Source organism: Bifidobacterium sp. LH_743 (assembly GCF_056355775.1).
The window spans coordinates 366,611-389,734 of the sequence record NZ_JBKESZ010000002.1 but is presented as its reverse complement, the minus strand read 5'-3'; the positions used below and the strand labels follow the sequence as shown (position 1 = coordinate 389,734).

Genomic DNA, 23,124 nt, shown 5'->3' with positions numbered 1-23,124 from the left:
CGACGCCAGATACGACTCGAGGGACGCACCCCGGAGGAGTTCCGGGGCATGTCCCTCGCGGTCTAGGGCTGTATCCTAATTAACAGCGTCCAACAATCGGGGCGCAGTTCAGTGCTTCTTCCCCTCTTTCGTACACCGGCATCTCTGAGCCATCTCGCGGCGGCGGTTCTGCTGACGTTGTATCGGATGGAGAGTTTTTGCAGGCTCTCGCCGGACTTGTAACGGAAGATGAAATCGTCGATGTCAGGACAAGGGATTGGAGCGGTCAAGTATATAACCTTCAGACTGGGGGAAATTGGTTCGTCGCTTCCAATTATATCGTGCATAACTGCAAGTGTACGGTCGCGCCCATCACCGCGTCGAACGACCCGGGGTTGAAATTGAACTCGGATGATTTGATGACCATCTACAAGGCGGCGGGGAAGACGTCCGGCAGGGATTATTCCACGGATGCGACGGATTTGACGAAGCTTCGCGTGAAGGTCGTGAACAATAGCGAGCTTGGCCCCGTGCTGCTGCGCAAGGATGCTCCGGTGAACGCGAACGCTCCCGAATGGCATCTGCCCGACATGAAGATGACCCGTGCGCAGATGGAGCGCATGTGCGCCCGTGCGACGGAGTTCGACGCCCGGTACAGGGAGTTGTTGAACTCGGATTCCGATTCGGTTCAATTTCGTTTCGATGGGCGTTCGTATGAGTTCAAAAAGACAGTCCACACTAGGCAGGCTTGGCAGTATGTGCGCAGTCTGCTTGCTTATTCTCGCGGTTTTCTTGGACTGGCCGCATAAGTATTAAGGAGATTGGGTCTTATGGCCTCTCAGGATAATGAAGTCGAATCCGAAAAGGACGAGACTGTTGGACAGGCCGGAACGGTCGGGGATTCCGTGAAGGATGCTCAGACCACTCCGGTTGATGAACCCGCCGCCGTTGAGCATGACGCTCCGGCTGTTGAGAAGGGTTCCGATGATTCTTCCAAGCCGTCCGATGGTGACGAGCTTGCGAAATGGAAGGCGATGAGCCGTAAGAACGAGGACCGTGCTTCGGCTAACTATAAGGCTTTCCAGTCCGCCGACGCGGAGCTTAAGGCCGCTAGGACGCAGATTGCGCGTCTTGAGGCCAAGGCGAAGTATCCGCAGATCACGGATTCTGTTCTTTCCGACCTCTGCCCCGCAACGGAGCCGGAGGCCATCGCGTCGTGGGCTGAGAAGTACGCGGCGTACAACCCGATTGACACTTCCCAAGTGGAGAGGAAGCCGCAGCAGTCGGAACCGGCTTTGGCCCGCAAGGTTGCCATGCAGGCCGAGTTCCCGTCCGGCACCTCGCATCCGAAGCGTCAGCCGGGTGACGCTTACAAGCGTGTGATGGAACGTCAGAAGGCACGTAAGCGCAGCAAGTAGTTTCCTATTGATTCTTTCGAAAGGATTGAGCGTATGACTCAGGAAATGGTTCATTCCTCCGGTGTGGTGACCGTTGAGGAGGACAATTCTTGGCGTTATGGCGAGAAGAACACCAATGATTCGGTGTCCGTCACCATCGTGCCTGAATTGTTCAAGACCGATGACAACAAGTATCTGACCGGTGTTGGTCCGAAGGCCACCACCATTTACATTCGTTCCGGTATTCCGCTGGCGAAGATTACCTCCGGCACGAACGTCGGCTCGTATGGCCCGTATGACAAGACTGCTACCGATGGCCGTCAGACCAAGATCGCTGGTCTGTTGGAATCCATGGTGACGGTGAACATCAACCTGTCGGGCTGGGATTTGGACGACCCGACCGTTGGCATGACCTATCGTGGCGACATCGTTGCCTCGAATCTTCCGGTCAAGCCGGGTTCCGATGCCGTGTGGGGTGGCGAGTTCTACGACGTTGAGGATGACGTCGTGAAGCCGCTGTCCGCCACCACCGGTGGCGCTGGCACTCCGGGACCGGCAGGCAAGGACGGCACCAACGGTAAGGATGGTGCGACCATCACCAAGATCGAGCTGACTCAGGACCCGTCGTCCAAGGCCATCACAGCCGGTAAGGCGACCCTCTCCAATGGACAGACCGTGAACATCACGATTTCCTGATTGACGGTCTTCAACCTCTAAATATTTTTGTGAAACCCACCCACTGCGGTGGGTTTTTGCGTATCTAAGGAGTTTTTCTTGGCTATTGACAAGACTATCATCCCGCCGTCCGAGGCGACCGAGGTCGCTCAGGCGGGACATGATTACGTGAACGGCATCCTGCCGTTGTCGAATATTTTCCCGGTCACTTCCAATGGTGGTGATTGGACCGCTTCTTGGACCCCGGTCATTCCGAAGTCGAAGACCCGTGCGATGAAGCATCGTGCGTTGGACGCCGAGATCGGGCATACCAAGTCCGAGACCTCGACCGCCGAGATTCATACCGGCCTGTTGCCGTTGTCCGGTATGGACCATATTTCCGAGCGTGACATCGCGAAGCATCAGAACGATACCGCCTTCATCCACGATCAGGCCGAGGCGAAGTTCGAGGCTTTGGGCCAGCAGGCCGGTGTGACCGAGGAGTTGGAGCGTTTGCAGTGCTTGGTGACCGGCAAGGTGGTCATCAAGGAGAACGGCGTCGATGTGACGTATTCGTTCAAGCGTCCGAGCAGACAGCAGGATGTGAAGCCTACCACCACTTGGGATAACGACAAGTCGAACCCGTGCGACGACATCGAAGCCTGGGCGAAGATCATGCGCAAGGCTTACGGTCGTAAGCCGCACGCCGTCGCCACCACCGGTGTGGTCATCGATGCCATGCGTACCAACGAGTTCTTCCGTACGCAGGTGTCCGGCATGGATTTGGAGCATTCGAAGACCAAGCTGTCCCGTCAGGAGGTGTTGGACGTGCTTCGTATGCAGTCCGGCATCACCGACGTGCTTCTGGTCGATGAGGCTTACGAGGATTTGAAGCTCGACAACACCTTCGACATGGATGCCGATGTTTCCACCGCGTTCCCGGACAAGACCTTCATCCTGCTTCCGTCGTTCAACGATTCGTCTCTTGGCGCTACCCTGTCCGGTCCTACCGCAGAGGCCCAGAACTCCGAGTACGAGATCAACAAGAGCGTGAACGATGGTCTTATCGGCGCTATGTTGTCGCATCAGGCTCCGTTGAACTACGACATTTGGGTCAACGGCAATTATCTGCCGATTCTGAAGGAGGCCGTCTCGACCTTCAAGGCGGACGTGTTGGGCAAGTAGCCTTCTTGAAGCTTAGGGGGTTTCGCTGATGTCGAATGGTGTTACCGATGCCGTCGATTGGGTGGAATGCTTGGAGCTTCATTGCCTTCCCGACGCCGACGTGTTGAAACGGTATCCGAACGCTTGGCTCACGTACATGTGCCATCGTGCGGAGACCGTGGCGTCCACTTCGAGCACGAACTGCTTGCCACGGTTGAAGTCCGGCGACCTTGACCTTGAGGATTACGAGTTCGTCATCTGTTCCATGGTGTGGCGCGTCATCCGCTATTCGGATATCAAGACCGAATCGAACGGCACGTACCAGTTCACGCGTTTCGACCCGCAGGACAATCCGCCCGGCAAGGATGCGTCGCCGAATCTGTATCTGTCGAAAAGGGAGAAGCAGATTCTTGACGGCTATGCGAATGGGCGCGGGCCTATCGGAACCGTTGGCGTCGGTGTGAACCGTATTTATGGAATGTGATGCCTATGTCTCGTGAAACATGGGATTTGGGGCATCCTTACGATAAGTCCGGTTCCGATGCCGTTGTGGAGCATCCTTACAAGGATGTCACGGTTCCTTGGGTGAAGCCTGATTCGATTCTGTATCGGGACAAGGTGATCGTCGTGTTGTACACGGTCCGTCGTGGGCCTCATGGCACGACGTATGTGCCCGGCAAGGCTTACTGGTGCTGGTGTTCCATCGAGGGCCGCGAGCAGCAGGCTGGCATGTTTTCCATTTCCGGTGCCGAGGATAAGTCGCCGCAGACTTGGGGTGGTTTGCGTGAGGTCACGCCGTCTCAGGTCGTTGCCGTGGAATGGCATGGCGATATCCATACGGAGGTCTGGTATCAGGGCGACTGCTATGACGTTGACGGCGCTCCGACGTTCCGTCAGCATGGCGAGGTTCCACACTATGAGATGCATATTCGGCGTAACGCCGACTATTCGCAGATTCCTGTGTGGTTGCGTCCGAAGCCTCCTGAACCGGACCCTGACGACCATGTGTGGGGTGAGTCCGATGGCAAGAGTTTTCATTGACCGTGATCTGAGCACGAAGGTGGCTGAATGGTTCGGTCCGCAGGCCACGTCGGAGAAGGCCGACGAGGTGCTTGCGGATGCGAGGATGCTCGCCGCCGCGCGTGCGGTTGGCCGTGACCCGGGTATTCCGGTCGCCAAGGATTTGAGTCTTGAGAAACGCTACCACGGCATCGACACGGATGTGTGTCTTGATGTCGAGGGCCGTGACGGGTCGAACGTGGCCGTCGAACACGAGTGGGGCGCTTGGAACGTGCAGCGCCGCCGTTGGGTCGAGGGCCATCATGTGATGCGTGACGCGGCCCGTATGAACGGTGGTGTCTGATGCCGCTGATTCAGCCTGATTACGAGCGTTACCCGCAGGAGCGTCCGATGGTCGATTTCGATTCGCTCGTGTACACGCTTCTCACGGCTGGTTTCACTGACAATGCGGATTGGCCTGACGTGCATGTGCTCAACGAGGTCGATGTGGATGTCGATGCGTGGGCCTCGTTCTCGAACATCGTGTTGTTCCATTCGAACGCTCCGACCATGGCTACCGGCAATCATTCGACCGGCGTGTGGGATTGCGATATCGACATCATCGTCGCCACGAACGACGCCGACCGCTCTTTCGGCTTGGCGCAGGAAGTGTACCAGCAGATCATGCAGTGGCCGCGTTACGGGCGTACCGAGTATGGGCGCGTCATCCGGATTGTGGGAAGTCCCGGCTTCGGCAAGAGCGCTGGCGGCAAGCAGGCCACCGGCAAGAAGGTGAAGCAGTATTCCGCTTCCTCGTTTACCGTCCGCGCGGAGGATTCGCTTCGCGCTGGATGAGTTTCCCTTTTTCTAGTTTTCGTTTTCAAGCCTCGCTTCGTGCGGGGCTTTTCTTTTAAGGAGATATGAGATGGCGTTTAATGATGACGCGACTCTGATTGCCACTTACGGCACATTGTTCTACGCTCCTGTCGGCACCGCTCTTCCGGCGTCCGGCGCTAAGGCGTTCCAGTTGAACTCGGACACCATTCCTGCTGGCAGTGGCGGCGGAACATGGAAGAATCTGGGCCATACTTCCGCAGACAACAAGATTTCGTTCTCGTTCGATGGCGGCGACGCTACCACGCATAGTTCTTGGGCGCGTAAGAACCTGCGCACCACCTACGCGGATTCGACCTGCACCATCACCGCGAAGTCGTTGCAGCTGGATGGCGACACTCTGAAGCTTATCTACAACGGCGTCGATGAGGACAACGGCGTCGGCGTGGACATCACCAAGAAGCCGCAGACGTTCAGCCTGTTCCTTCTGGCGCAGGAGTCCGCCGACAACAATTCCGATATTCGTTTCGGCGCTTTGTTCCGCAAGGTTTCCGTGACCTTCGATGGTGGCCCTGACTTCTCGGGCGATGATTTCGTGGAGCAGGGCATGACCGGCGAGGTCGAGACCGTCGCTGGCAAGAAGCCGATTGTGTTCTTCGAGGCTTCGAAGATGAAGCAGTCCTGATATCAGGCTGTTTCCTCTTCGTCTTGACGCCGGACCCCTGTTTCTCCTATCCGGGGGTTCCGGTCTTTTCCCGTTCTTCATTGGCGGAAGATAGGAGATTTTCACGCTTTTTCAGATAGGAGATTGAAATGGTTGACGAGGTTGCCGACAAGACCGCTGATGTTGAGGATGACGGCGAGTTCCACATGCCCGAGTCGTGGGCGGAGATGTGCGAGGGGGAGCCATTGTTCTCGCTGCTGCCGGATTTGGCTCCTGCGGAGAGTCTGACGTTCCGTCAGTCCGCCGAATTGCGCAAGCTGTCCGGCATGGCCGGTTTCACGCTTCGTGACGACATGGAGGGTCCGCAGGCGGTGTCGTTGGATGACATCGAGTCGAAGATCGACGAGCGTATGGAGTTCGTCGGCAAGGCTTTGGATTGGGTCAAGTCGTTGACCGACGAGCCGGGCAAGGTTGACGAGTGGACGACCGGCATCGGCTTGGATGAGCTGTTCTGGCTGGTCGAATCGATTCTCATGTTCTATACGGACCAACTGGGAAAATCGCTCGTTTCGAAGCGCAGGTCCGCGACCACCCGGTCGAACTGACTTCCGACTTCCAACGTTTCTATGGGCTTGACATAACCGGCGTGAGGTTGAATCCCACTCGCGCCGAACGTCTTGCCGCTGGGCTGATGGCGATGCCTGACAGCCTGTATCGGGCGCGGATTTTGGAGGATGAGCCTCCGTCCGGCCCTGATGATGATTCCAAGTCCGGCAAACCGACCGTGCTGCCGTGGCTTGGCTGGGATTCGAAGACGATGGTCGCCGTTGACGTTCGCAACATGGTGAACGCGGTGGTCACCGCGAAATACGGGGGCAAGAATGCCAAGCCGCATCCGCTGCTCCCTCCCGGCGCTGACAAGGAGCCGCCTCGCCGGGAGAACGAGGGTACTGCCGAGAATTTCGAACGCATGTTCTCGAAGTTCCACATGACCTGATTCCCATAGCCCCCACTTTCCCGTGGGGGTTTTCTTTTCTCGTTTTTCTTTCTGGGGGTTGCTTATGGCGGGCGAGCATCGCGCCGGTACAGTCGTCGTTCGTATCACTGCGGATACGAAGGGGTTCCGCCGTCAGGTGGAGGAGGCCGCGCGTGGCATAGGCGACCTTGAGGCGAATGTCGCGTTCAATCCGGATACCGCCCGTTTGGAGCGTGCCTACCGTGAGTGGAATGGCAAGGATGCCACCGTCCACTTGGATTTCAAGCCTGATACGAGGAATCTCGACCCGTGGATGAAGCGGTTCGAGAAGCAGGAGGAGAACCTTCGTCGCGGCCTGTCGCTCAAGCCGAAGCTTGATTCGACGGGTTTGAACCGTGGCCTGTCCGAGTTCAATTCCCGTACCGACCGTGCTGTCCGCGAGAACGGCCTGTTGAACTCGAAGCTGGTCGAGAGGAATCTTGACCGTACCGTCAAGGCGTTCGACAAGAAGGGGCGAGAGCTTTCCGGCACGTCGTTCTTCAAGAGGTCGGCCCTTCCGAAGGCTGACGAGATTTCGTTCGCCACCAGTCTTGACAAGACCGTTGACGCGTACCGCGAGAAGAAGATGGACCTGTTCAAGCAGGTTCGCGGTCTCGTCAAGGGCAATGAGAATCTTACCGACGAGCAGGCGGGACAGTTCGAGAAACTGTCGAACCGCATCGTCAAAACCCGTTCCGCCATCCGTGGATTGAAGGGCGATCTCGCCAAGGCCACGCAGGAGGTGGACGCTCTCGACGCGAAGCGTCTTGAGGCGAAGGCGAACAAGCAGCCCACGTCCGACCTGTGGAAGCAGGAGCGTGAGGCCGCTAAGCGTGTCACCGCCGTGAACAAGGCGATTGCCGCGCAGGAGAAGGAGCTGGGCAAGCTCCGTTCCGCTCAGGATTCGCTCATCGACATCGCCACCGAGAGTGATGCGAAGCGCGTGTCAAAGCTGACCCGTCAGGTGCGCGCCCTTGAGGAGAGCATCGTCACGGCTGGCGATTCGCTGTCGAACTTCTCCAAGGCACGTCATACCGCGTTGGACGACAGGTCGAAGGCGAAGACGTACAAGGACATGTTCGACAACCTGTCCGTCATGCATTCGAGCTTCGTGAAGGAGCTTGAGGCGGAGCGTGCGCAGGCCGAACGTGAGGCGGCTGATTCCGCCATCGATTTCGTGCGCAAGCCGATAACCCAGTCCGATGTGGCGAAGACGCAGTTCGAGGCGTCCCGGCATGAGGCCGAGGAGCTTATCGACACGTACCGGAACGTGCGTAAGGAGCTTGAGTCCGATGTCGCCGCCATGAAGCGGAACAACAAGGACTGGTTCGACCTTGACGAGTACAAGCAGACCGTCAAGGCGCTTGACGACATCGACGCGCGTATCGAGAAGCTGAAGAAGAGTCCGGTAACGGATGCGACCCGTTTGGAGGATTCCGACTTCCAGAAGCGTCTCGCCGACCTGTATTCGAGGAACGGCGTCCGTAATCGTGAGGATATCCGGCTTCGTTTCGTCGCAGAGAATCTGAACGAGGTCAGGTCGAAGATCGAGGCGTTCAAACGTCAAGGTGTTGACGTTCCAGTCACGTTGAAGGCCCAGTTGCGGGAGATGTACCGTCAGCTGGCCTACTATCAGCGTCTTCTGAAGGATAATCCCAAGGCTCGTGTGAAGGTCGATGTCGAGGGTAATTTCGCCCGTCTGAACCGTGAGATTGAGAAGTGGAGCAAGAAGCGGGTCAAGGTCGAGTTCTATACGGAGGGTGCGAACCGCATCTACCGTGAGATGCGCGAGCTTGTCCGTTCCGGCGTCGAGGTGCCGGTCGAATACGTCGCGAAGTTCAGGAATCTTGAGAAGCAGTGGCGTGATTACGCGGCCAAGCTTGAACGCGACCCTAACGCGAAGCTTCCGGCGAAGCTCCATTTGGATACGAACGAGGCTGAGAAGGACCTTCGAAAGTTTAAGGACCAGCAGGTCAGTGTCAGATTCTATGAGGATGGCGCGGACGCGATTCGCCGCACCCTCCGCGAGCTTGAGCATAAGAGGCTTGACGTTCCCGTCTCGTTGAAAGCGGAGTATTCGCAGGTCGAATCGGAGATGCGCCGCTACGCGGAGCTGTTGAAGTCGAATCCGGATGCGGAGCTTCCGGCGAAGCTCCATATCGACAAGAAGCACGCCGAGGAGGAGCTGAAGAAGTTCCAAGACAAGAACGACACCCTGAACATGGATGTCGATCTTGAGACCGCTCTGGCCCGCGCCCATCTGGCCTACTTCACGCGACCGAGAACGATTGACATCTTCGCCAAGTTCCATGGCACGGACATCGGCAAGATTCTCAACGGCATGACCTATGGGGCTACCGGCCTCAAGGGTGTCGAGAACCAGTTCCAGAAGCTCGTGAATCTGATGGACACCTTGGATTCCAAGGTTCCGAAGTTCGCCCTGCTGGGCGGCGTGCTCACCTCTCTCGGTGCCGGTGCGACGAATCTGGCCGGTAGCGTCGGAGGTGTCGGAAAGAGCCTGATAAGCCTTTCCAAGGCCGCTTACGCAGCCCCAGCCGCATTGACCGGACTGCTTGGCGTGTTCGCCTCGTTCAAGATGATCTACGGCGACAAGGGCGAGACGTGGAGCAACCAGATTGACTTCGCCAACACGAAGCTGTCGCAGCTTTCCCAGAGCGTGCAGGACGCGTTCTATGGTCAGGCGAAGCCCGCGATCATGGACACGGCGAACGCGATAGGCGATTCGCTGGTGCCGGAGATGAGAACCCTCGCGAAGCATGAGGGTGAGATAGTCGCCGGAATGATGGACGCGGTACGCACGTCCTACAAGATGAACGAGCTGCCGCAGACGTTCGACTATGTGAACGAGTCGTTGGACAATCTCGTGCCCGGCGTCAATTCGCTCATCACTGCTTTGAGCAAGGTTGGCGCGGCGGGCGGCAAGTATTTGCCGCAGTTCGCGAACTGGGTGAGCCGTAACGCGACCTTGTTCGCCGAATGGGGCGACGCGGTTCTGAAGGATTCCGACCGTGTTGACAATGCGATGGCGGAGGTCAAGGAGCAGGCGGGCTATCTCGGCTCGTCCGTAAAGAGCCTCAAGGATATTTTCGAAGGGACCTTCGGAACTCTCGCATACTACGAGAATGGCATCGAGGGTATGGCGACGACGCTCGCCAAAATGGACCGTGCCGTCAATTCGGTGAAGTTCCAGCAGTCGATGAAGTATTGGATTGATGGCGCTCAGACCGCCCAGTCCGAGGTTCGCGCAGCGTTCTCGCAGGTTGGTGATTCCGCATATTCGCTTCGCAATGTCGTCAAGGTTGCTTTTGTTGACGCAGGTGCCGTTGTCAGTTCCACGTTGTCCAACGTGAGTCGTCTTCTTGGAGACTCACGTACCGGCATAACGGATTTCGTCAATGGTTTGGCGAATGGCTGGGAAAAGGCGATGGCCGAGATCGGGAACAGTGGCCCCGTGTTCAGCGAGCTGCTGTCGATGGTCGGCAGCCTGTCCAATGCGTTCGGTGGAACGTTCGCGGCTTCGTTGAAGGCTGCGGCTCCGCTTATCAAGACGATTGCAGAGGCCGCTGGCAGTCTTGCCGACGAGTTCGACAAGCTGCCCGCTCCAATTAAGGGCGCGTTGGGCCTGTGGATGACATTCGGCCGCGCAGGCAAGGCCGCTTGGACTTCGCTGAAGACCGGCGCGTTGGAGAACATCCAGAGCACCATCCAGTATCAGAACACGCTTCGTCAGCTTGGTATGACCGCTGACAGCACGAAGGTGAAGTTCACTCAGCTTCTTGCCGCGATGGCGCAGTTGGAGAGGAACAACAAGGTTGCCAATGCGACTGGTGAGGCTGCCGTATATGGCAATATCGCAGGTGTTTTCTCTGGTGTCAGCAAGGAGGCCGAGCATACATCCGAGTCGGTCGAGAAGGCCGGAAAGGCGCTTGAAGGAGCTGGTTCGAAAGCTGGTTCGTTTAAGACGAAGGCTTCGAGTGCATTGGGCAAGGTTGGTTCTGTTGCATCGGACTTGACTACCGTTGTCGGCGGTCTTGTCGGCGGATGGGCCGGACTGGCTGGCATGGCTGGTATCGGTGCTCTTACCGCCGCATACGCTGATTACGCTCAGCACGCGCAGAATGTCGAACAGGTTTCCCAGAGTGTCGCCGAGGCTATCCAGAACGTCGCTTCTGTTTCCACTGATGCGGCGTCTAATCTCGGCAATATCGGTCAGGCCGTTGAGAAGCAGTTCCGCACCAACGCTGATGCTGGTCTTACAAAGTGGGGCGCAAGCTTCATTGGCAAGGCTTTCGGAAGTACCGTGATGACCGGAACGTTCCAAGACATGTCCGATGTTATCGGCACTGCCAACAAGTATCTTGGCAAGAACAAGGTTTCTTTGGATGAGGTGTCGAAGACTGTTGTTGGTACGGATAAGGAGTTCAACAAGTTCAACAGCACGTTGAACAAGACTTTCGAATCGCATCGTAAGAACAATTCGATCAATCGTGAGGAACAGACTGCGTACAGCAATCTTTCCCAACGCATGACAGAAGTTCGCAAGCAGACCGAAGAGCAGTTGCGTGAGACCGCAGTGCAGAACGGTTATGACAAATCCTATGTGGACACACTGTTGAAGAAGGGTGATTCCTTGGAGGATATCGCCGTGATGACGCAGAGTGCCACGCAGTTGGAGGAGAACCACGCCAACGCTGAGAAGATGCTTTCTGAGGCTGCGACCAAGACGAAGAGTTCGCTTATCGCATTGAACTCCGCTGGCAGCTCCTACAATGCGACGCTCGCATCGATGGGTGATGTCTGCAAGGACGTGCAGACGTTGATGTCGCAGGGGCAGAATGCTTGGGATTCTCAGAAGCAGAACTTCGATTTGACCACCGAGGCTGGCCGCGAGGCTTCCAATGCGTTCAGCACGTTGTCCTCCAACGCGCAGAGCTATATCAGCGCGATGATCGACCATGGCGATTCTTTGGATACCGTCACTGCCAAGAACAATGAGATGCGGCAGTCGATTTACGACACAGCCATGCAGATGTTCAATAACAAGGACATCGCGAAGGCTTTGCAGGACCAGTATGCGCTCACCCCATCTGAGGTTGAGACTGAGTTCAAAGCTCATGTGCAGCAGGCGAAACTTGACTGCATGACGTATCTGAATCTTCTTCGTGACGAGTTCATCGGCGATGGCAAGCAGAAGGAATATGACATCATCATGAAGGCCATCACCAGTGGTGCCATCACTGATATCAATCAGGTGCAGACGGCTGTTGACGCTGTTCTTGGTGGTGCCAGTGCGAGGGACGTGACGATTCTTCTGCAAGCTAAGGATGGCGCGTCTGACAAGATTAAGAACGCCAAGTCGTTGGCTGAATCGTTTGGATTGACCAAGACTGATATTCAGATTCTTGCCACTGATGAGGCTGGCCCGAAGCTTGATGAGGTGAAGAAGAAGCTTAAGGACAAGGGGCTTACTGACGCTCAGATTCAGATTCTTATCGACGCTTTGGATAAGGCGAGCGACAAGATGAACGATATTGAGAAGAAGAAGGTTCCTGCGGCCAAGGGCGTCAAGTTCAATATTGATGCGAATGATGACGACGCTAACGTGAAGTTGGCGAAATATCAGAATCTTGATGGTTCGACTGTCGCCACTGCGCACACGTATGTGATTGGTGACGATTCGAGCGCGCAGAGCACTTTCGACAACACGAAAACGTATGATGGCGTGACTATCGCCCGTCCGTGGGGTCGCGTCATGGGTGAGCATGTGTTGGCGACTCTCGCGTTCGCGGCCATAGAGGCGTTCAATGGTGTCACTATTGCGCGTCCTTGGGGGCGAGTCATGGGTGATAATGATGACGCTCGTAGGGCGTTCAGAGAGACGAGAGTCTATGATGGTGTGACTTTGGCGCATCCTTGGGGACGTGTCAGGGGTGATGATTCCGACGTGCAGAACGTGTTCCGTCGAATCGCAAAGACTGATGGCTCCGTTTTGGCTACTCGATATGTGGATGTCGTCACTCGTAAGAGTGGTGACGGTTCTGTTACCGCTGCCACTGGTGGCCGTATCAGTGGCCCGGGTACTGGCACGTCTGATTCGATTCCTGCTTGGCTGTCGAATGGTGAGCATGTTATTCGTGCGGCTTCTGTGAACAGGCTTGATCGTACTGTCGGCCCGAATTTCCTGAACGTGTTGAACGCGACTGGTGATTTGGATAAGGCGGTTTCTCAGGCTCGTTCCTCGTATGCGCGTAGTGCGGTGAATATGAGTCGTAGCGCGTATGCGACTGGTGGGCGTGTGGAGAAGATGCTTTCCGGCATGTTTGAGGTTAACGTTCAAATGCCTGCGAATACGGGTACGACGGTCAATCAGACTTTCAATACGAAGGTTGTCAGAAGCAATGATGACCTGTACACCGCCGCGCCGATATTGCATCGGAACGCGTTGGCCGAGGCTAGGAGGTATCAGCGTTGAATGACGACCTGCCTGAACTGGTCGAACTGTCGAACGGGACGGAAACGTTGACGTTCGATGGTGGCGATGGCGTGAATCCTGATGATGATGTTCTCCTGATCGGGGAGGATGGTGTCGAGGGTTGGTTCGAGACGCCGGATGACAAGACGGTGATGAGCGAGCGGGGCCAGGGCGATGGGGCGCATGATGTGTGGGCTTCGGACATCCTGTATTCCGCTCGCGTGTTGACGTTGCATTTCATTGTGTCGGCCCACGACCGTCAGGGTGTTGTCCGGCTTCTTAACCGTGTTCGCCGCGTGTGTGCGCATAGCAAGGTGCGGTTCCGGTTGAGGGATGCGGGCTACGACTGTTACACGACGGGACGCGCCATTGTGAAAGCGTCCGCTAAGTATGCGCGTGACGGATGGTTGGATGACTGCACGATCACCGTGACGTGCGAACGGCCCGAGATATTGAGCATGGACGAGTACACATGCCAATTGTCGGCCATGCATGTTTCCGGCGGGAACGTCGGATTGAAATATGGCGTCAACCTGCGTAACGGTCTCAAGTATCCGTTGGATTACGGGCTGAAGTTGGATGGTGTCGGGTCGAACGTCGGATTGTTGTACAACAACGGTTCTTCCCGCGCGTATCCGACATTCATAGTGCATGGGCCTATGGATGGCGTGCGTTTGGACTTTCCGGGCACGCAGCAGTCGATTGTATGCGACCAGACGGTACGGGATGTGCCGTTGGTGTTGGATTGTCGTAGCCGCACCGCCCAGTTGGGCGGTCAGGATGTGAGCCGTCAGTTGGAGCAGCGTGGTTTCCCCACTATTCCCGCTGGAGGCTCGCTGCGTGTGGTCTTGTCGAATCTAGGCACCGGTTTCGTTGATTGCAGTGTGCATGACACTTACATGTAAAAGGAGTTTTGAATGAGTACCGTCGCTTTGGGCGTGTCTCCCGATACCAATGGCGCTGGTGTGACGCCTCTTGTGCATCGTCGCATCATCGGTGCCCAGTGGGCTAATACGGGATTGGTTGACGGGTTGAACGTGACCGGCCGCAGTGACTTGCGGTATAACGTTTCCGCTGGCGTGGCCGTCTGTAGCCGTGGCGATTCGGATGGCAAGACGCTCGCCTATTACGAGGGCGGTCGGACGAATGCCGTCGCGGCTGGCGACCCTTCCAATCCGCGTATCGACATCGTGTGGATTCAGGCCCATAATCTGATGGAGTACAAGGATTCGGACAATTACGTGACCGTGGGCGTCACGCAGGGTTCCCCGTCCGCGAGTCTTGCTGAGCCTACGATTCCGGCTGGCGCTACCATGTTGCGGAAGATGAAGATGCCTGCTGGCGCTTCGTCCACCGCCTCCGCCGTGCAGATGTGGAGCGCGGATTACGCGATACCGTATGGCGCTTCGTTGGGGAAGATTGGCGAGAATTGGGATAGGCGTGACATGACCGGCGATTCGACGGTCAAGAAATACTATTTCGAGCAGCAGATAGATTTCGATTTGCCTTCCGACCGCATGTTGGAATTGTCGTTCAAATGCAATCTGAGTTCCGCTGGCGCTACCTCGTGGGCGGATACGTCGCATCGCACCGAGTGGGCCATCGGCTTCCAGATCGATAACAAGGATTTGGACCATTCGTGCGCGAACTTCGTTTCGTATGGCGCGTGGGAGACGCATGAGACGTCGTATGTGACGGCTGTGAACAAGGGTCATCATACGGCACGCTTGCGTACTTGGTTGCAGAACGGCAACGCTCCCGTGTTCCATTACAATGCGTCGCAGGACAACAAGGACGCCTTGTGGTGCGGACGCCGGTTCATCATCTGGGATAGGGGACAGGTGGTCTGATGGCTTGGGTGGCGTACCTGTATGACACGGTTTCCGGCCAGTTGGCGCAGGAGATCGACATACCGTCGTTCACTTGGTCGATGACCGTTTCGGATTCGAGTTTTTCCACGACGAAGGACAAGGGTGTCGGCGATAACGAGGTTTCCGGCTTGGAACTGCCTTGGTCCCAGATACCGGGCGATGACCCTGCCGCCCGTGCAGCCGCGTTGCAGCCGTACAAGCGTGGCCTTGTGTTGTGTTGGAAGAGCGTGTTGGATGACGCCGCGTCGATGGGCACGCCGATATTGGCTGGCGCGTTGGGCGTGCGCACGTCCAGCTGGCATGATGTGAGCGTGCCTTACGTGAGCATGATGGGCTTGCTGAACGACCGGTATCTGGTGCATGAGGATGCTTTCGGCAAGGATGCGGGCCACACGTCCAAACGGTCGTTCCGTTGGGAGAACCTGTCGTGGCGTGCGTTGGCGTGCGAGGTAATCCGCCAATGCACGAGCGTCAAGCCGGGCGGTGGACTGCCCGTCGATTTGCCTTACCTGAACGAGACGGGCACGCATTCGCTGCCTTCTGATGGGTCGAGCGAGGATAAGAACGCTCCGAAGCAGAAGAGCAAGAAGCGTGTGAACACGGCTGACGGTTATGTGGAGACTTCCGTTGACGGTGACACGACCACGATCACGGAACAGCATGTGACGAAGAAGACGAAGCAGGTCACGGAGACTAAACCGTACACGTACAATACGCGCAAGGGCAAGGTTACGAAACAGCATACGACCGTGAAGACGTTGACCACGGCGCAGACCACGGTCGTGAAGAAGACGGTCACGAAGAACTACAAGGATTATTCCGAACGTACCGTGACCACGACCACCACCGTGTACTCGTTCGATGGGAATGGCAATCAGACCGGCAGCACGACTTCCATGGATGGGCCGCATAAGACGATTCTTCCACGGCAGACGGTCGTGGAGTACAAGGATTTCAACGTGTCGAACCATCGCGCTTCCGACATATTGAAGAACATTGCGAACGCGGATGGTGGGCCGGATATGCAGTTCCGGCCTTACTTGTCAGATTCGCAGCATGTCCGGTTCCGGTTCCTCGCCGGTTCGGACGGTGACATCTATTTGAATCAGGACAGGCGGCTGTCGTTGTCGTGCTCCCCGTATGGGGGCACGTTGGAGAACATCAAGATAGACCGTGCCGCGCCGTTCATGCGCGTGTATGCGACCGGCGCAGGTTCGGATTCGGGCACGATGTGCTGCCAGAGCGAGGATTTGACTCTAGTGAAACGTCAGGACCCGTATCCGCTGCGGGAGACCACCACGAGCGACACCGACGCGAAGACGTATGAGCTGTTGGCCGCCGCCGCGAACGGCATGTTGAACGCGAACCGCCAGCCGTTGATGCAATTGTCCGGCGAGATAGACGTGAACGACTGCGATGCGATGGGATTGCCGTTGCATCCGTTGGGTTCGTTCTGGCCGGGGGAGATGTTCGACATCGCCATAGACGGCTTCCCTGATCTGCCGGACGGCGTGTATCCGATGCGGTTGATGCAGATGAGCGGTGATGAGACCGGCAAGGTGACGGTGAAGTTCGACCCCGTGGCCGACCCGACTGCCTGAATCGAGGTGAATATTGGCGGACCATGTTGAACTCAGGCCGGATGATTCGGCTTTGCCGTTGACGTTGGCTGACATAGCGTTGCGCAACTCGAACATGCGGCTCACTTATCTGACCGGTACCATCGCCGTGGATAATGGCGATGGTACCGAGACTTGGATTGGCGGCGGTGAGAACGCCGGTGCGAACGGGCTTGTCCCGTGGGTCGGTGATACGACGCCTCCGGGAAAGCCCACTGGCGTCACCGCGACTTCGGCTCTTGAGATAGTGACCATCCATTGGGATGGCACGCTTGAGGGTGGCGTTCCAGCCGATTTCGACCATGTTGAGGTGTATGCGAAGCCCGATAGCACCGGTGAGACGATGGACTTGGGGCAACTGCCCGGAAAGGGTGAGCTTGTCACCGGCAGACTCCCGGTCGGCGATGTTGTCGAAGTGTGGGCCGTGGCCTACGACAACGCGCATGACGATGACGGCACGCTCAAACCGAACAAGTCCGAAGAGTCCGATCATGCCACGGTCATCGTGGTTCCGGTCGTATCCCAACAGGATTTGTCCGACGCCGCCGACGAGGTGCTTGCCGCAGCGAAGGATGACGCTGGTAAGCAGGTGAAGACCGTCAGTGACGGATTGACTGCGGCACGTAATGATATCGACGCGAACGCTAAGAAGTTCACCGGCATGGTCGAGGGCGCGGTCATCATCGGCAGCGAGTTCCGTGATAGCGAGAACGCCGATGGCGCCACGGTGAAGATCAATTCCGCTGGCATGTATCTTGGTGACGATTTCGCATATGACGTGAAGTCGAGGAAACTGAACATCAATGGCGCCATCCAGTCCGGTGGCGAATTGTCCGGCGTGAAGGTGACTGGTTCCATCGTGCAGACCTCGCCGGATGATTATACCGGCGTGAAGCTTACGTCCGGTGGTCTTGCCGCGTATGGCGCTGACCATAAGGCGAAGTTCGCGCTCAAGGCGTCCGATGGTTCGGTCACGATGGATGGGCCGGTCATCACGAACGGCAGGATAACAGCCGCCGCTTTCACTGGCGGCGAGTTCACCGGTGGCACGTTCACCGGCGCGTTGATTCAAAGCAGCACGTCCGACAAGGTTGGGTTCAAGCTCAATGATGGCGCGTTCGACTTCTACGATGGGAACGGCCAGCGTTCCATCCATTTGGATGGTTCCAACAATCTTATGGCCGGAACGCTCATGACCGCAATGGACGGGCCGCGCATCGAGATAGCGAACACCAATATCGACAACAAGATATTGGGGCGCATGGTCTCGTATGACAGTGAGGGTGTCGAATGGTATCTGCAAGGCGAAAGCACCTACACCAAGGTCACTGACGGCAGTCAGCGGGACCCCGGCTCGTACAGGCGTTTGAACTTCGGCATCAACACCAGTAAGGCGGAGTTCAGTGTCACCCAGTATTTGGATGGCAGCACGAGGAGCCAGATAATATCCGACCGTGTTGATATCACCCCGTCCGGCAATTCCAATGGTACGAAGTTCAATGGCGGCGTGTATATCGGCGGCAAGCGCATCGACCCGTATTCGCCGTCGAAGGCCACGGATTTCATGGTGTGGAAGAACAATTGCGTTGACTATTGCGGTACTTCCGGCAAGGACCCGCGAACGCACGTGATGGTGTTTGGACAGTATGTGTTCCTTCAGATCGAGGCGTCCAATAATCCGGGTTTCGACTCAAACTACATGGTTGTGGCGAATCTCAACGAGGATTACCGGCCTTTGCATGGCGTGAACATGCCTTGCACGTTCGCCTATGGTGGTTCCGGTGGCGCGTTCATCATCGGCGAGAACAATGATAAAGGCTGGAACCCGGGCGATATCGTCATGGGTGGCTGTTCCAGCACACGTCCTTGGGGTGCGACGTTGTTCATCTTCCAGTTGCATCCGGGTTCCGCGTTGTTGAACAGGTGATGAAGGATAAGGAGTTGGCATGGCTGGCGATGTGGTGGATTTGCGTCCGCCTTCCGAAAGCATGAAGTCCCAACTGTACCGGCTGGGATTGAAGTACGTTTTCTCGCAGGATTCCGGCGAGGTATGGCAGGATGATTCGCGTGGCGTGCGTGCCACGTTCAAGCCTGATGGTTCCGATGTCGTGTTGGAGGATATCTCCACGCATGAGACACGGACGTTGGATTTGGATGCCATGCGTGGCGTGACGCGAATCGATACGGTCATCGCGTCGGATTAAGGGGATTTGGATTATGGCTGATGTCACTGCTGACGCGAATCAGGTCATCGACCGGCTCGCGGCTCAGATAGGCACGCTCAGCAAGCAGGTAGCCATTCTACAGGCTCAGCTTTCTGCGGCGTTGGAACGCATTCCCGATGACGGGACTGCGGAGGATTGATTTTTTAAACCCGTCGATTTCGACGGGTTTCTCTTTGCAAGGAGGATATTTTGACTCAGATCAAGTTTGATTTCGGCCATCCGAGTGCGGATGGTATCGCTGACTTGGCGGGTGAGACGGTGCATGTGATTCCGACGAGCTATTTCAACAGCGGTAAGCGCATCGTGGTGCGTGACTCGTTCGAGGTGAAATTGGACGAGCATGGCACCGCGACCGTTACCGTGCCGCCGACCGATAACACTTTCGCCTACGAGGTGACCATCGGCGATAGCGCCGATTCCTGGCGGGTCGTTCGAGTCGTGCAGGTGCCCGATTCGGCCAACGTGTTGAATTTCACCGATTTGGTCGAAGTTGATTCGGCCACGTTGACTCCGGTCAATACCGGCAATCCGTTGGCTGATATCGACCAGTCCGATGTGGATTGGGCTGTGTCCGCGATCAATGCCTGAGTTTTTAGAGGAGGTTTGTTTTGGCTAATCCTGATAAGCTTTTGCGTGTGCGTGATTACGTTCGTCTGGAGCGCGCGCAGAAGGCCGGTGCCGTGGATGGCACCAAGTTCGCTTATGACACTGCGAAGAAGGTCGTGTCGAACGTGCGCGAGTATTTCGCCGCGCATCGTGATGGGCGCACGTATGGCGTGCGTTTCCCCTTGTATTCGTTCTCTAATTCGCCGGACGGCGTGAAGGTCGGCGACAATGCCGGTCTGACCGTCGTGCCGTCCACGAATTATCGTGCCGGGCGTGATGATTACGCTGGTTTGAGCGCGTTCCGCGTGTTCGACGCTAACGTTGCGGTGGCCGATGATGGCACTCCGGTCGTGAAGGCCGTCAAAGGCTTGGCTGGCAATTACGCGAAGGACGGGTCGAATGGCGACGTGTTCGTCATCACGACCGTTGGCTTCTATAAGTTCGAGTTCGATACGAACTATCTCACCATCTGGTATTCGGACACGCAGTATGACGGCTATTCTCCGATGCCGGGCGCTCTTCTGCCGGATGGCACGCTCCGTCCGTGCATGGCCTACGCGAAGTATCCGCTCAGCAACTTTGGCGGCAAGGCCGCGTCCGTCTCGGGTCAGGTTCAGGCCTCCATGAGCGAGCAGGGCTCCGTGGCCGTACCCGCCAGCAAAGGCAAGGGCTACAGTGGAAAGACTTCCGCCGACACGTTCTACATGCAGCTCATGTACATGCTCAAATACGCGTCCAAGGACATCGAACGCCACTTGGGTGGCGACTTCAACGGTTCCGGTCAGGTCAACGTCAGCAAGGCCGAAACCAACGTCACACGCGCGTTGGTCAAGGCCACTGACGCGGCAAGCATCGACCTCGGCTCCTATGTGAGCGTCGGCACCGGCACCGACCGTGGAGACAATAAGACCGGCGAGGCGGCGGCATGCCGCAAGGTCATTTCCAAGACCGTCGTGGACGCGGCCACCACCGCGATCAACGTGTCCGGTGCGGCCTTCACGACCACGACGGCCATGCATGTCACCCAGATGCCGTACCTGACCGGTTCGACGGACGGCGTGCTCGGCAACGACGGCATCCCACGCGAGGATGTGTCCAAAACCCATCAGCCGATCAAGTTGCAGGGCATCGAACTGTTCGCCGGAGTCTACGAGACCGAAGGCGACATCATCCTGAAGAACGTGAAGGACTCGGACACTTCCGGACATACAGAAGTGTGGAAGGTGTTCGACACCACCAAGGCGAGCGGCACCGCCATCACCGCCGACTACGTGCATGTGGGCGACTATCCAGCCGCCAACGACAAGACCGACAACCAGTGGCAGTGGCAGACCGACTTCACCGAAAAGCACGGATTCCTGCTGCCCACCGGCGTCGGCGCGACAAGCACCAGCGGTCTGACCGACGCGCTGATCATCAACCCGATCTCCGCTCCGGGACTGCATGAGTTGCGGCGCGGTGGCCATCTCGGGGATGGCTCGCGCTGCGGGTTGTTCCGCGCGCACGGCGGGGACGGCCTCTCGTTCGCTTGGTGGAGCTTCGGCGGTCGCCTATCCGTTCTTGGCCGCACGCACGCCTAGTGCGGGCGGTTGGGGGTGAGCGCCAGCGAGGGGGCGAAAGCCCCCTCATCACCCTCGTATGACTCTTGATAATATTTCGGGGATTCGTGACGGCTTCGCCGGGTTCCTCCTGCTTTTGCGGCGCGGTGGCAATCTCAGGGATGGCTCGCACTGCGGGTTGTTCAACGCGAACGGCAGGAACGACCTCTCGAACGCTTGGTGGAACTACGGCGGTCGCACATAAGGGTTAGCCATTTTCCGTCACGACTACCCTCCGCTTTCGGGGATATGCGAGAGGGCAAGCCTCGGCCATGCCGAAAATCGAATCAAGCACGCGACCGGTAGGCCACATGGCCGAACGCCGCCAACATTCCCCTTATAGCTTTTATGAAAACATATTGCAAACACAGTCGCATCACCGAACCCGCGTTCGTGCGCGACTGCATCGAACGGTTCCTCAAAGGCAAACGCTCCCGCAGGGACGTGAACGACTTCCTCAGCCGCCAGTCCGACTTGGATTCGCTTTCACGGCAGATAGCCGACGAGATAGGACGCGGCGAATACAGGTTCGCGCCCATCCGCTACTTCCGCCGTGTGGAACCGATTTCAGGCAAGATACGCATCATCGGACGCGAAAGCATCCGCCATCAGATCTACGATTACGTCTGCGGCACGGCGTTGATGCCATTGTTCCGCGCGAAGGTCGGCAGATGGCAGACGGCGAGCATCCCTGGCAGGGGCATAGCCGACGCGCGACGCGCGATCAAACGATGGGTGCGCGAACCATCCAGCAAAGCGTTCGTGAAACTGGACGTGCGCAAATGCTATCCAAGCATCAGCCGTGAAGTGTTGAAACGCCTGCTCTCGCGTGACGTGGGCGACAAGCGGCTACTGGATTTGACGTTCCATCTCATCGACCAATACGCGGGCGATGACGGATTGAACATCGGCTCCTATCTGAGCCAATGGCTCGCGAACTATTACCTCTCATACGCCTACCATTTCTGCGAACGGCATCTAAGCAAGGAGCGCGTGAACCGCAGGACGGGCGAGATGACCACGAGACGGCTCATAACCCACATGCTCTTCTACATGGATGACGTGCTTCTTATCGGCCGCTCGAAGCGTGACCTGACCATCGCAGTCAAACGCATCCGCGCCTATCTGCATGACACGCTCCGCTTGGAGATTCACCCGACATGGAACGTGAAGCATGTCGGCATGGAGCCAATCGACATGGTGGGCTTCACTTTCTGGCCCGACCATACCGGCGTCAGAGCGGGTATCTTCCTCCGCGCCCGACGCTCATTCCACAGATACGCGCGGAACCCTACAAGTCTTCGGCTCGCATACCGTTGCGCCAGCTACTACGGCTGGTTCAAAAACAGCGATTCCATCCAATATCGGCGTCGAAGCAACGTCGATCAAATCGTCCGCCGCGCTAGAAACACCGTCGCGGCAAGCCGAAAGAAAGGACAACAAGATGATTCAAAACGTCTCTTCCGCAACCCCGTTGGAAAAGGTGGACTACCATCTCCGCGATGACGGACTGGCCGATATCCGCATCCGCCGCAACATCAGGACCGTCACCCATCAGGCGACTGACACCCAGCCGGAATACGTGGAGTACACGGCCATCGAATCCTATCAGGTGCTCCCGTTGATGGAGCAGGAGGCCATTGATCAGGCGGATGCCCTGTTCGAAGGCGACACGACCAGTTCCAAGCCGGTGCTCGACCGTGTGAGCGCGTTGGAGCAGGCGAGTTTGGACAACGCGCAACTGCTGGCCGACCTGATGGCGGGCGAGGGCGGAGATACGACGGATTCCACCGATTCCGACACCGGCAAGACCGATGGCGATGTTAACGCCGACAGCAAGAACAAGGAGTGAAAACACAATGGTTAGATTCAATCATGCCGCCGCAGTCCGCATGTACACCCGTCTGGTGAAGGCCGGACGTAGGGAGTTGGATGAGGTGCCGGAGGAATACCGCGAGGAAGTTCAGAAGAACCTCGACCCGTGGGACTGATGTAAGAAGGTTTTG

General features: G+C 57.2%; 23 protein-coding genes. All 23 read left to right on the top strand.

Going from position 1 to position 23,124, the window contains the following annotated elements:
• The first annotated feature begins 398 nt into the window (after positions 1-398).
• Positions 399-788 carry a hypothetical protein gene (locus tag AC1ATL_RS04930; RefSeq protein WP_476568943.1) on the top strand — a complete coding sequence of 130 codons (390 nt, stop codon included), beginning with the start codon at positions 399-401 and terminating at the stop codon, positions 786-788.
• Between the two features lie 21 nt (positions 789-809).
• Entirely contained in the window at positions 810-1,397 is a 588-nt protein-coding gene (locus AC1ATL_RS04925; RefSeq protein WP_476568941.1) for a hypothetical protein, read from the top strand.
• Positions 1,398-1,430: 33 nt separating this feature from the next.
• Positions 1,431-2,072, top strand: a complete 642-nt coding sequence (locus tag AC1ATL_RS04920) for a hypothetical protein (RefSeq protein WP_476568939.1) — start codon at positions 1,431-1,433, stop codon at positions 2,070-2,072.
• Positions 2,073-2,150: 78 nt separating this feature from the next.
• Positions 2,151-3,215 carry a major capsid protein gene (locus AC1ATL_RS04915; RefSeq protein WP_476568937.1) on the top strand — a complete coding sequence of 355 codons (1,065 nt, stop codon included), beginning with the start codon at positions 2,151-2,153 and terminating at the stop codon, positions 3,213-3,215.
• A 28-nt stretch (positions 3,216-3,243) separates the two neighbouring features.
• A complete protein-coding gene (locus AC1ATL_RS04910; protein ID WP_039198193.1) occupies positions 3,244-3,678 on the top strand; it encodes a hypothetical protein in 435 nt (144 codons plus the stop codon).
• A gap of 5 nt (positions 3,679-3,683) precedes the next feature.
• Positions 3,684-4,235, top strand: a complete 552-nt coding sequence (locus AC1ATL_RS04905; protein WP_476568935.1) for a hypothetical protein — start codon at positions 3,684-3,686, stop codon at positions 4,233-4,235.
• Positions 4,216-4,557, top strand: coding sequence for a hypothetical protein (locus AC1ATL_RS04900; protein ID WP_476568933.1), 342 nt, complete (start codon positions 4,216-4,218; stop codon positions 4,555-4,557). Before AC1ATL_RS04905 ends, AC1ATL_RS04900 begins: the two co-directional genes overlap by 20 nt.
• A complete protein-coding gene (locus tag AC1ATL_RS04895; RefSeq protein WP_476568931.1) occupies positions 4,557-5,048 on the top strand; it encodes a hypothetical protein in 492 nt (163 codons plus the stop codon). The genes AC1ATL_RS04900 and AC1ATL_RS04895 overlap by 1 nt, the downstream gene beginning before the upstream one ends.
• A 70-nt stretch (positions 5,049-5,118) precedes the next feature.
• A complete protein-coding gene (locus AC1ATL_RS04890) occupies positions 5,119-5,712 on the top strand; it encodes a phage tail tube protein (protein WP_476568929.1) in 594 nt (197 codons plus the stop codon).
• Positions 5,713-5,840: 128 nt separating this feature from the next.
• The gene (locus AC1ATL_RS04885) at positions 5,841-6,296 is read left to right on the top strand and encodes a hypothetical protein (RefSeq protein ID WP_476568927.1); all 456 of its coding nucleotides are present in this window, start codon (positions 5,841-5,843) and stop codon (positions 6,294-6,296) included.
• Positions 6,297-6,337: 41 nt separating this feature from the next.
• Entirely contained in the window at positions 6,338-6,688 is a 351-nt protein-coding gene (locus tag AC1ATL_RS04880) for a hypothetical protein (RefSeq protein WP_476568925.1), read from the top strand.
• A 64-nt stretch (positions 6,689-6,752) separates the two neighbouring features.
• Positions 6,753-13,199, top strand: coding sequence for a hypothetical protein (locus tag AC1ATL_RS04875; RefSeq protein WP_476568923.1), 6,447 nt, complete (start codon positions 6,753-6,755; stop codon positions 13,197-13,199).
• Positions 13,196-14,104 carry a hypothetical protein gene (locus AC1ATL_RS04870; RefSeq protein WP_476568921.1) on the top strand — a complete coding sequence of 303 codons (909 nt, stop codon included), beginning with the start codon at positions 13,196-13,198 and terminating at the stop codon, positions 14,102-14,104. The genes AC1ATL_RS04875 and AC1ATL_RS04870 overlap by 4 nt, the downstream gene beginning before the upstream one ends.
• 12 nt (positions 14,105-14,116) lie before the next feature.
• Entirely contained in the window at positions 14,117-15,049 is a 933-nt protein-coding gene (locus AC1ATL_RS04865; RefSeq protein WP_476568919.1) for a hypothetical protein, read from the top strand.
• The gene (locus tag AC1ATL_RS04860; RefSeq protein ID WP_476568917.1) at positions 15,049-16,671 is read left to right on the top strand and encodes a hypothetical protein; all 1,623 of its coding nucleotides are present in this window, start codon (positions 15,049-15,051) and stop codon (positions 16,669-16,671) included. The genes AC1ATL_RS04865 and AC1ATL_RS04860 overlap by 1 nt, the downstream gene beginning before the upstream one ends.
• Positions 16,672-16,684: 13 nt before the next feature.
• Entirely contained in the window at positions 16,685-18,616 is a 1,932-nt protein-coding gene (locus AC1ATL_RS04855) for a hypothetical protein (protein ID WP_476568915.1), read from the top strand.
• Positions 18,617-18,635: 19 nt separating this feature from the next.
• A complete protein-coding gene (locus AC1ATL_RS04850) occupies positions 18,636-18,893 on the top strand; it encodes a hypothetical protein (RefSeq protein WP_476568913.1) in 258 nt (85 codons plus the stop codon).
• A gap of 13 nt (positions 18,894-18,906) precedes the next feature.
• Positions 18,907-19,053 (top strand): hypothetical protein, encoded by a 147-nt coding sequence (locus AC1ATL_RS04845; protein WP_476568911.1) that lies wholly within the window; start codon positions 18,907-18,909, stop codon positions 19,051-19,053.
• A 50-nt stretch (positions 19,054-19,103) separates the two neighbouring features.
• The gene (locus AC1ATL_RS04840) at positions 19,104-19,502 is read left to right on the top strand and encodes a hypothetical protein (protein ID WP_476568909.1); all 399 of its coding nucleotides are present in this window, start codon (positions 19,104-19,106) and stop codon (positions 19,500-19,502) included.
• Positions 19,503-19,522: 20 nt separating this feature from the next.
• Positions 19,523-21,100: a hypothetical protein gene (locus AC1ATL_RS04835; protein ID WP_476568907.1), complete on the top strand. Its 1,578-nt coding sequence runs from the start codon at positions 19,523-19,525 to the stop codon at positions 21,098-21,100.
• 366 nt (positions 21,101-21,466) lie between these two features.
• The gene (locus tag AC1ATL_RS04830; protein ID WP_476568905.1) at positions 21,467-22,624 is read left to right on the top strand and encodes an RNA-directed DNA polymerase; all 1,158 of its coding nucleotides are present in this window, start codon (positions 21,467-21,469) and stop codon (positions 22,622-22,624) included.
• Complete coding sequence (locus tag AC1ATL_RS04825; RefSeq protein WP_476568903.1) at positions 22,563-22,970, top strand: hypothetical protein; 408 nt, start codon at positions 22,563-22,565, stop codon at positions 22,968-22,970. Before AC1ATL_RS04830 ends, AC1ATL_RS04825 begins: the two co-directional genes overlap by 62 nt.
• Positions 22,971-22,977: 7 nt before the next feature.
• Positions 22,978-23,109, top strand: coding sequence for a CD1375 family protein (locus AC1ATL_RS04820; RefSeq protein WP_476568901.1), 132 nt, complete (start codon positions 22,978-22,980; stop codon positions 23,107-23,109).
• Positions 23,110-23,124 lie beyond the last annotated feature (15 nt).

Bases quoted from the DNA above. Each gene is read 5' to 3' on its own strand.
- AC1ATL_RS04930 (WP_476568943.1), top strand. From the start codon at position 399: ATGACCATCTACAAGGCGGCGGGGAAGACGTCCGGCAGGGATTATTCC.
- AC1ATL_RS04925 (WP_476568941.1), top strand. From the start codon at position 810: ATGGCCTCTCAGGATAATGAAGTCGAATCCGAAAAGGACGAGACTGTT.
- AC1ATL_RS04920 (WP_476568939.1), top strand. From the start codon at position 1,431: ATGACTCAGGAAATGGTTCATTCCTCCGGTGTGGTGACCGTTGAGGAG.
- AC1ATL_RS04910 (WP_039198193.1), top strand. From the start codon at position 3,244: ATGTCGAATGGTGTTACCGATGCCGTCGATTGGGTGGAATGCTTGGAG.
- AC1ATL_RS04905 (WP_476568935.1), top strand. From the start codon at position 3,684: ATGTCTCGTGAAACATGGGATTTGGGGCATCCTTACGATAAGTCCGGT.
- AC1ATL_RS04900 (WP_476568933.1), top strand. From the start codon at position 4,216: ATGGCAAGAGTTTTCATTGACCGTGATCTGAGCACGAAGGTGGCTGAA.
- AC1ATL_RS04895 (WP_476568931.1), top strand. From the start codon at position 4,557: ATGCCGCTGATTCAGCCTGATTACGAGCGTTACCCGCAGGAGCGTCCG.
- AC1ATL_RS04890 (WP_476568929.1), top strand. From the start codon at position 5,119: ATGGCGTTTAATGATGACGCGACTCTGATTGCCACTTACGGCACATTG.
- AC1ATL_RS04885 (WP_476568927.1), top strand. From the start codon at position 5,841: ATGGTTGACGAGGTTGCCGACAAGACCGCTGATGTTGAGGATGACGGC.
- AC1ATL_RS04875 (WP_476568923.1), top strand. From the start codon at position 6,753: ATGGCGGGCGAGCATCGCGCCGGTACAGTCGTCGTTCGTATCACTGCG.
- AC1ATL_RS04865 (WP_476568919.1), top strand. From the start codon at position 14,117: ATGAGTACCGTCGCTTTGGGCGTGTCTCCCGATACCAATGGCGCTGGT.
- AC1ATL_RS04860 (WP_476568917.1), top strand. From the start codon at position 15,049: ATGGCTTGGGTGGCGTACCTGTATGACACGGTTTCCGGCCAGTTGGCG.
- AC1ATL_RS04850 (WP_476568913.1), top strand. From the start codon at position 18,636: ATGGCTGGCGATGTGGTGGATTTGCGTCCGCCTTCCGAAAGCATGAAG.
- AC1ATL_RS04845 (WP_476568911.1), top strand. From the start codon at position 18,907: ATGGCTGATGTCACTGCTGACGCGAATCAGGTCATCGACCGGCTCGCG.
- AC1ATL_RS04830 (WP_476568905.1), top strand. From the start codon at position 21,467: ATGAAAACATATTGCAAACACAGTCGCATCACCGAACCCGCGTTCGTG.
- AC1ATL_RS04825 (WP_476568903.1), top strand. From the start codon at position 22,563: ATGATTCAAAACGTCTCTTCCGCAACCCCGTTGGAAAAGGTGGACTAC.
- AC1ATL_RS04820 (WP_476568901.1), top strand. From the start codon at position 22,978: ATGGTTAGATTCAATCATGCCGCCGCAGTCCGCATGTACACCCGTCTG.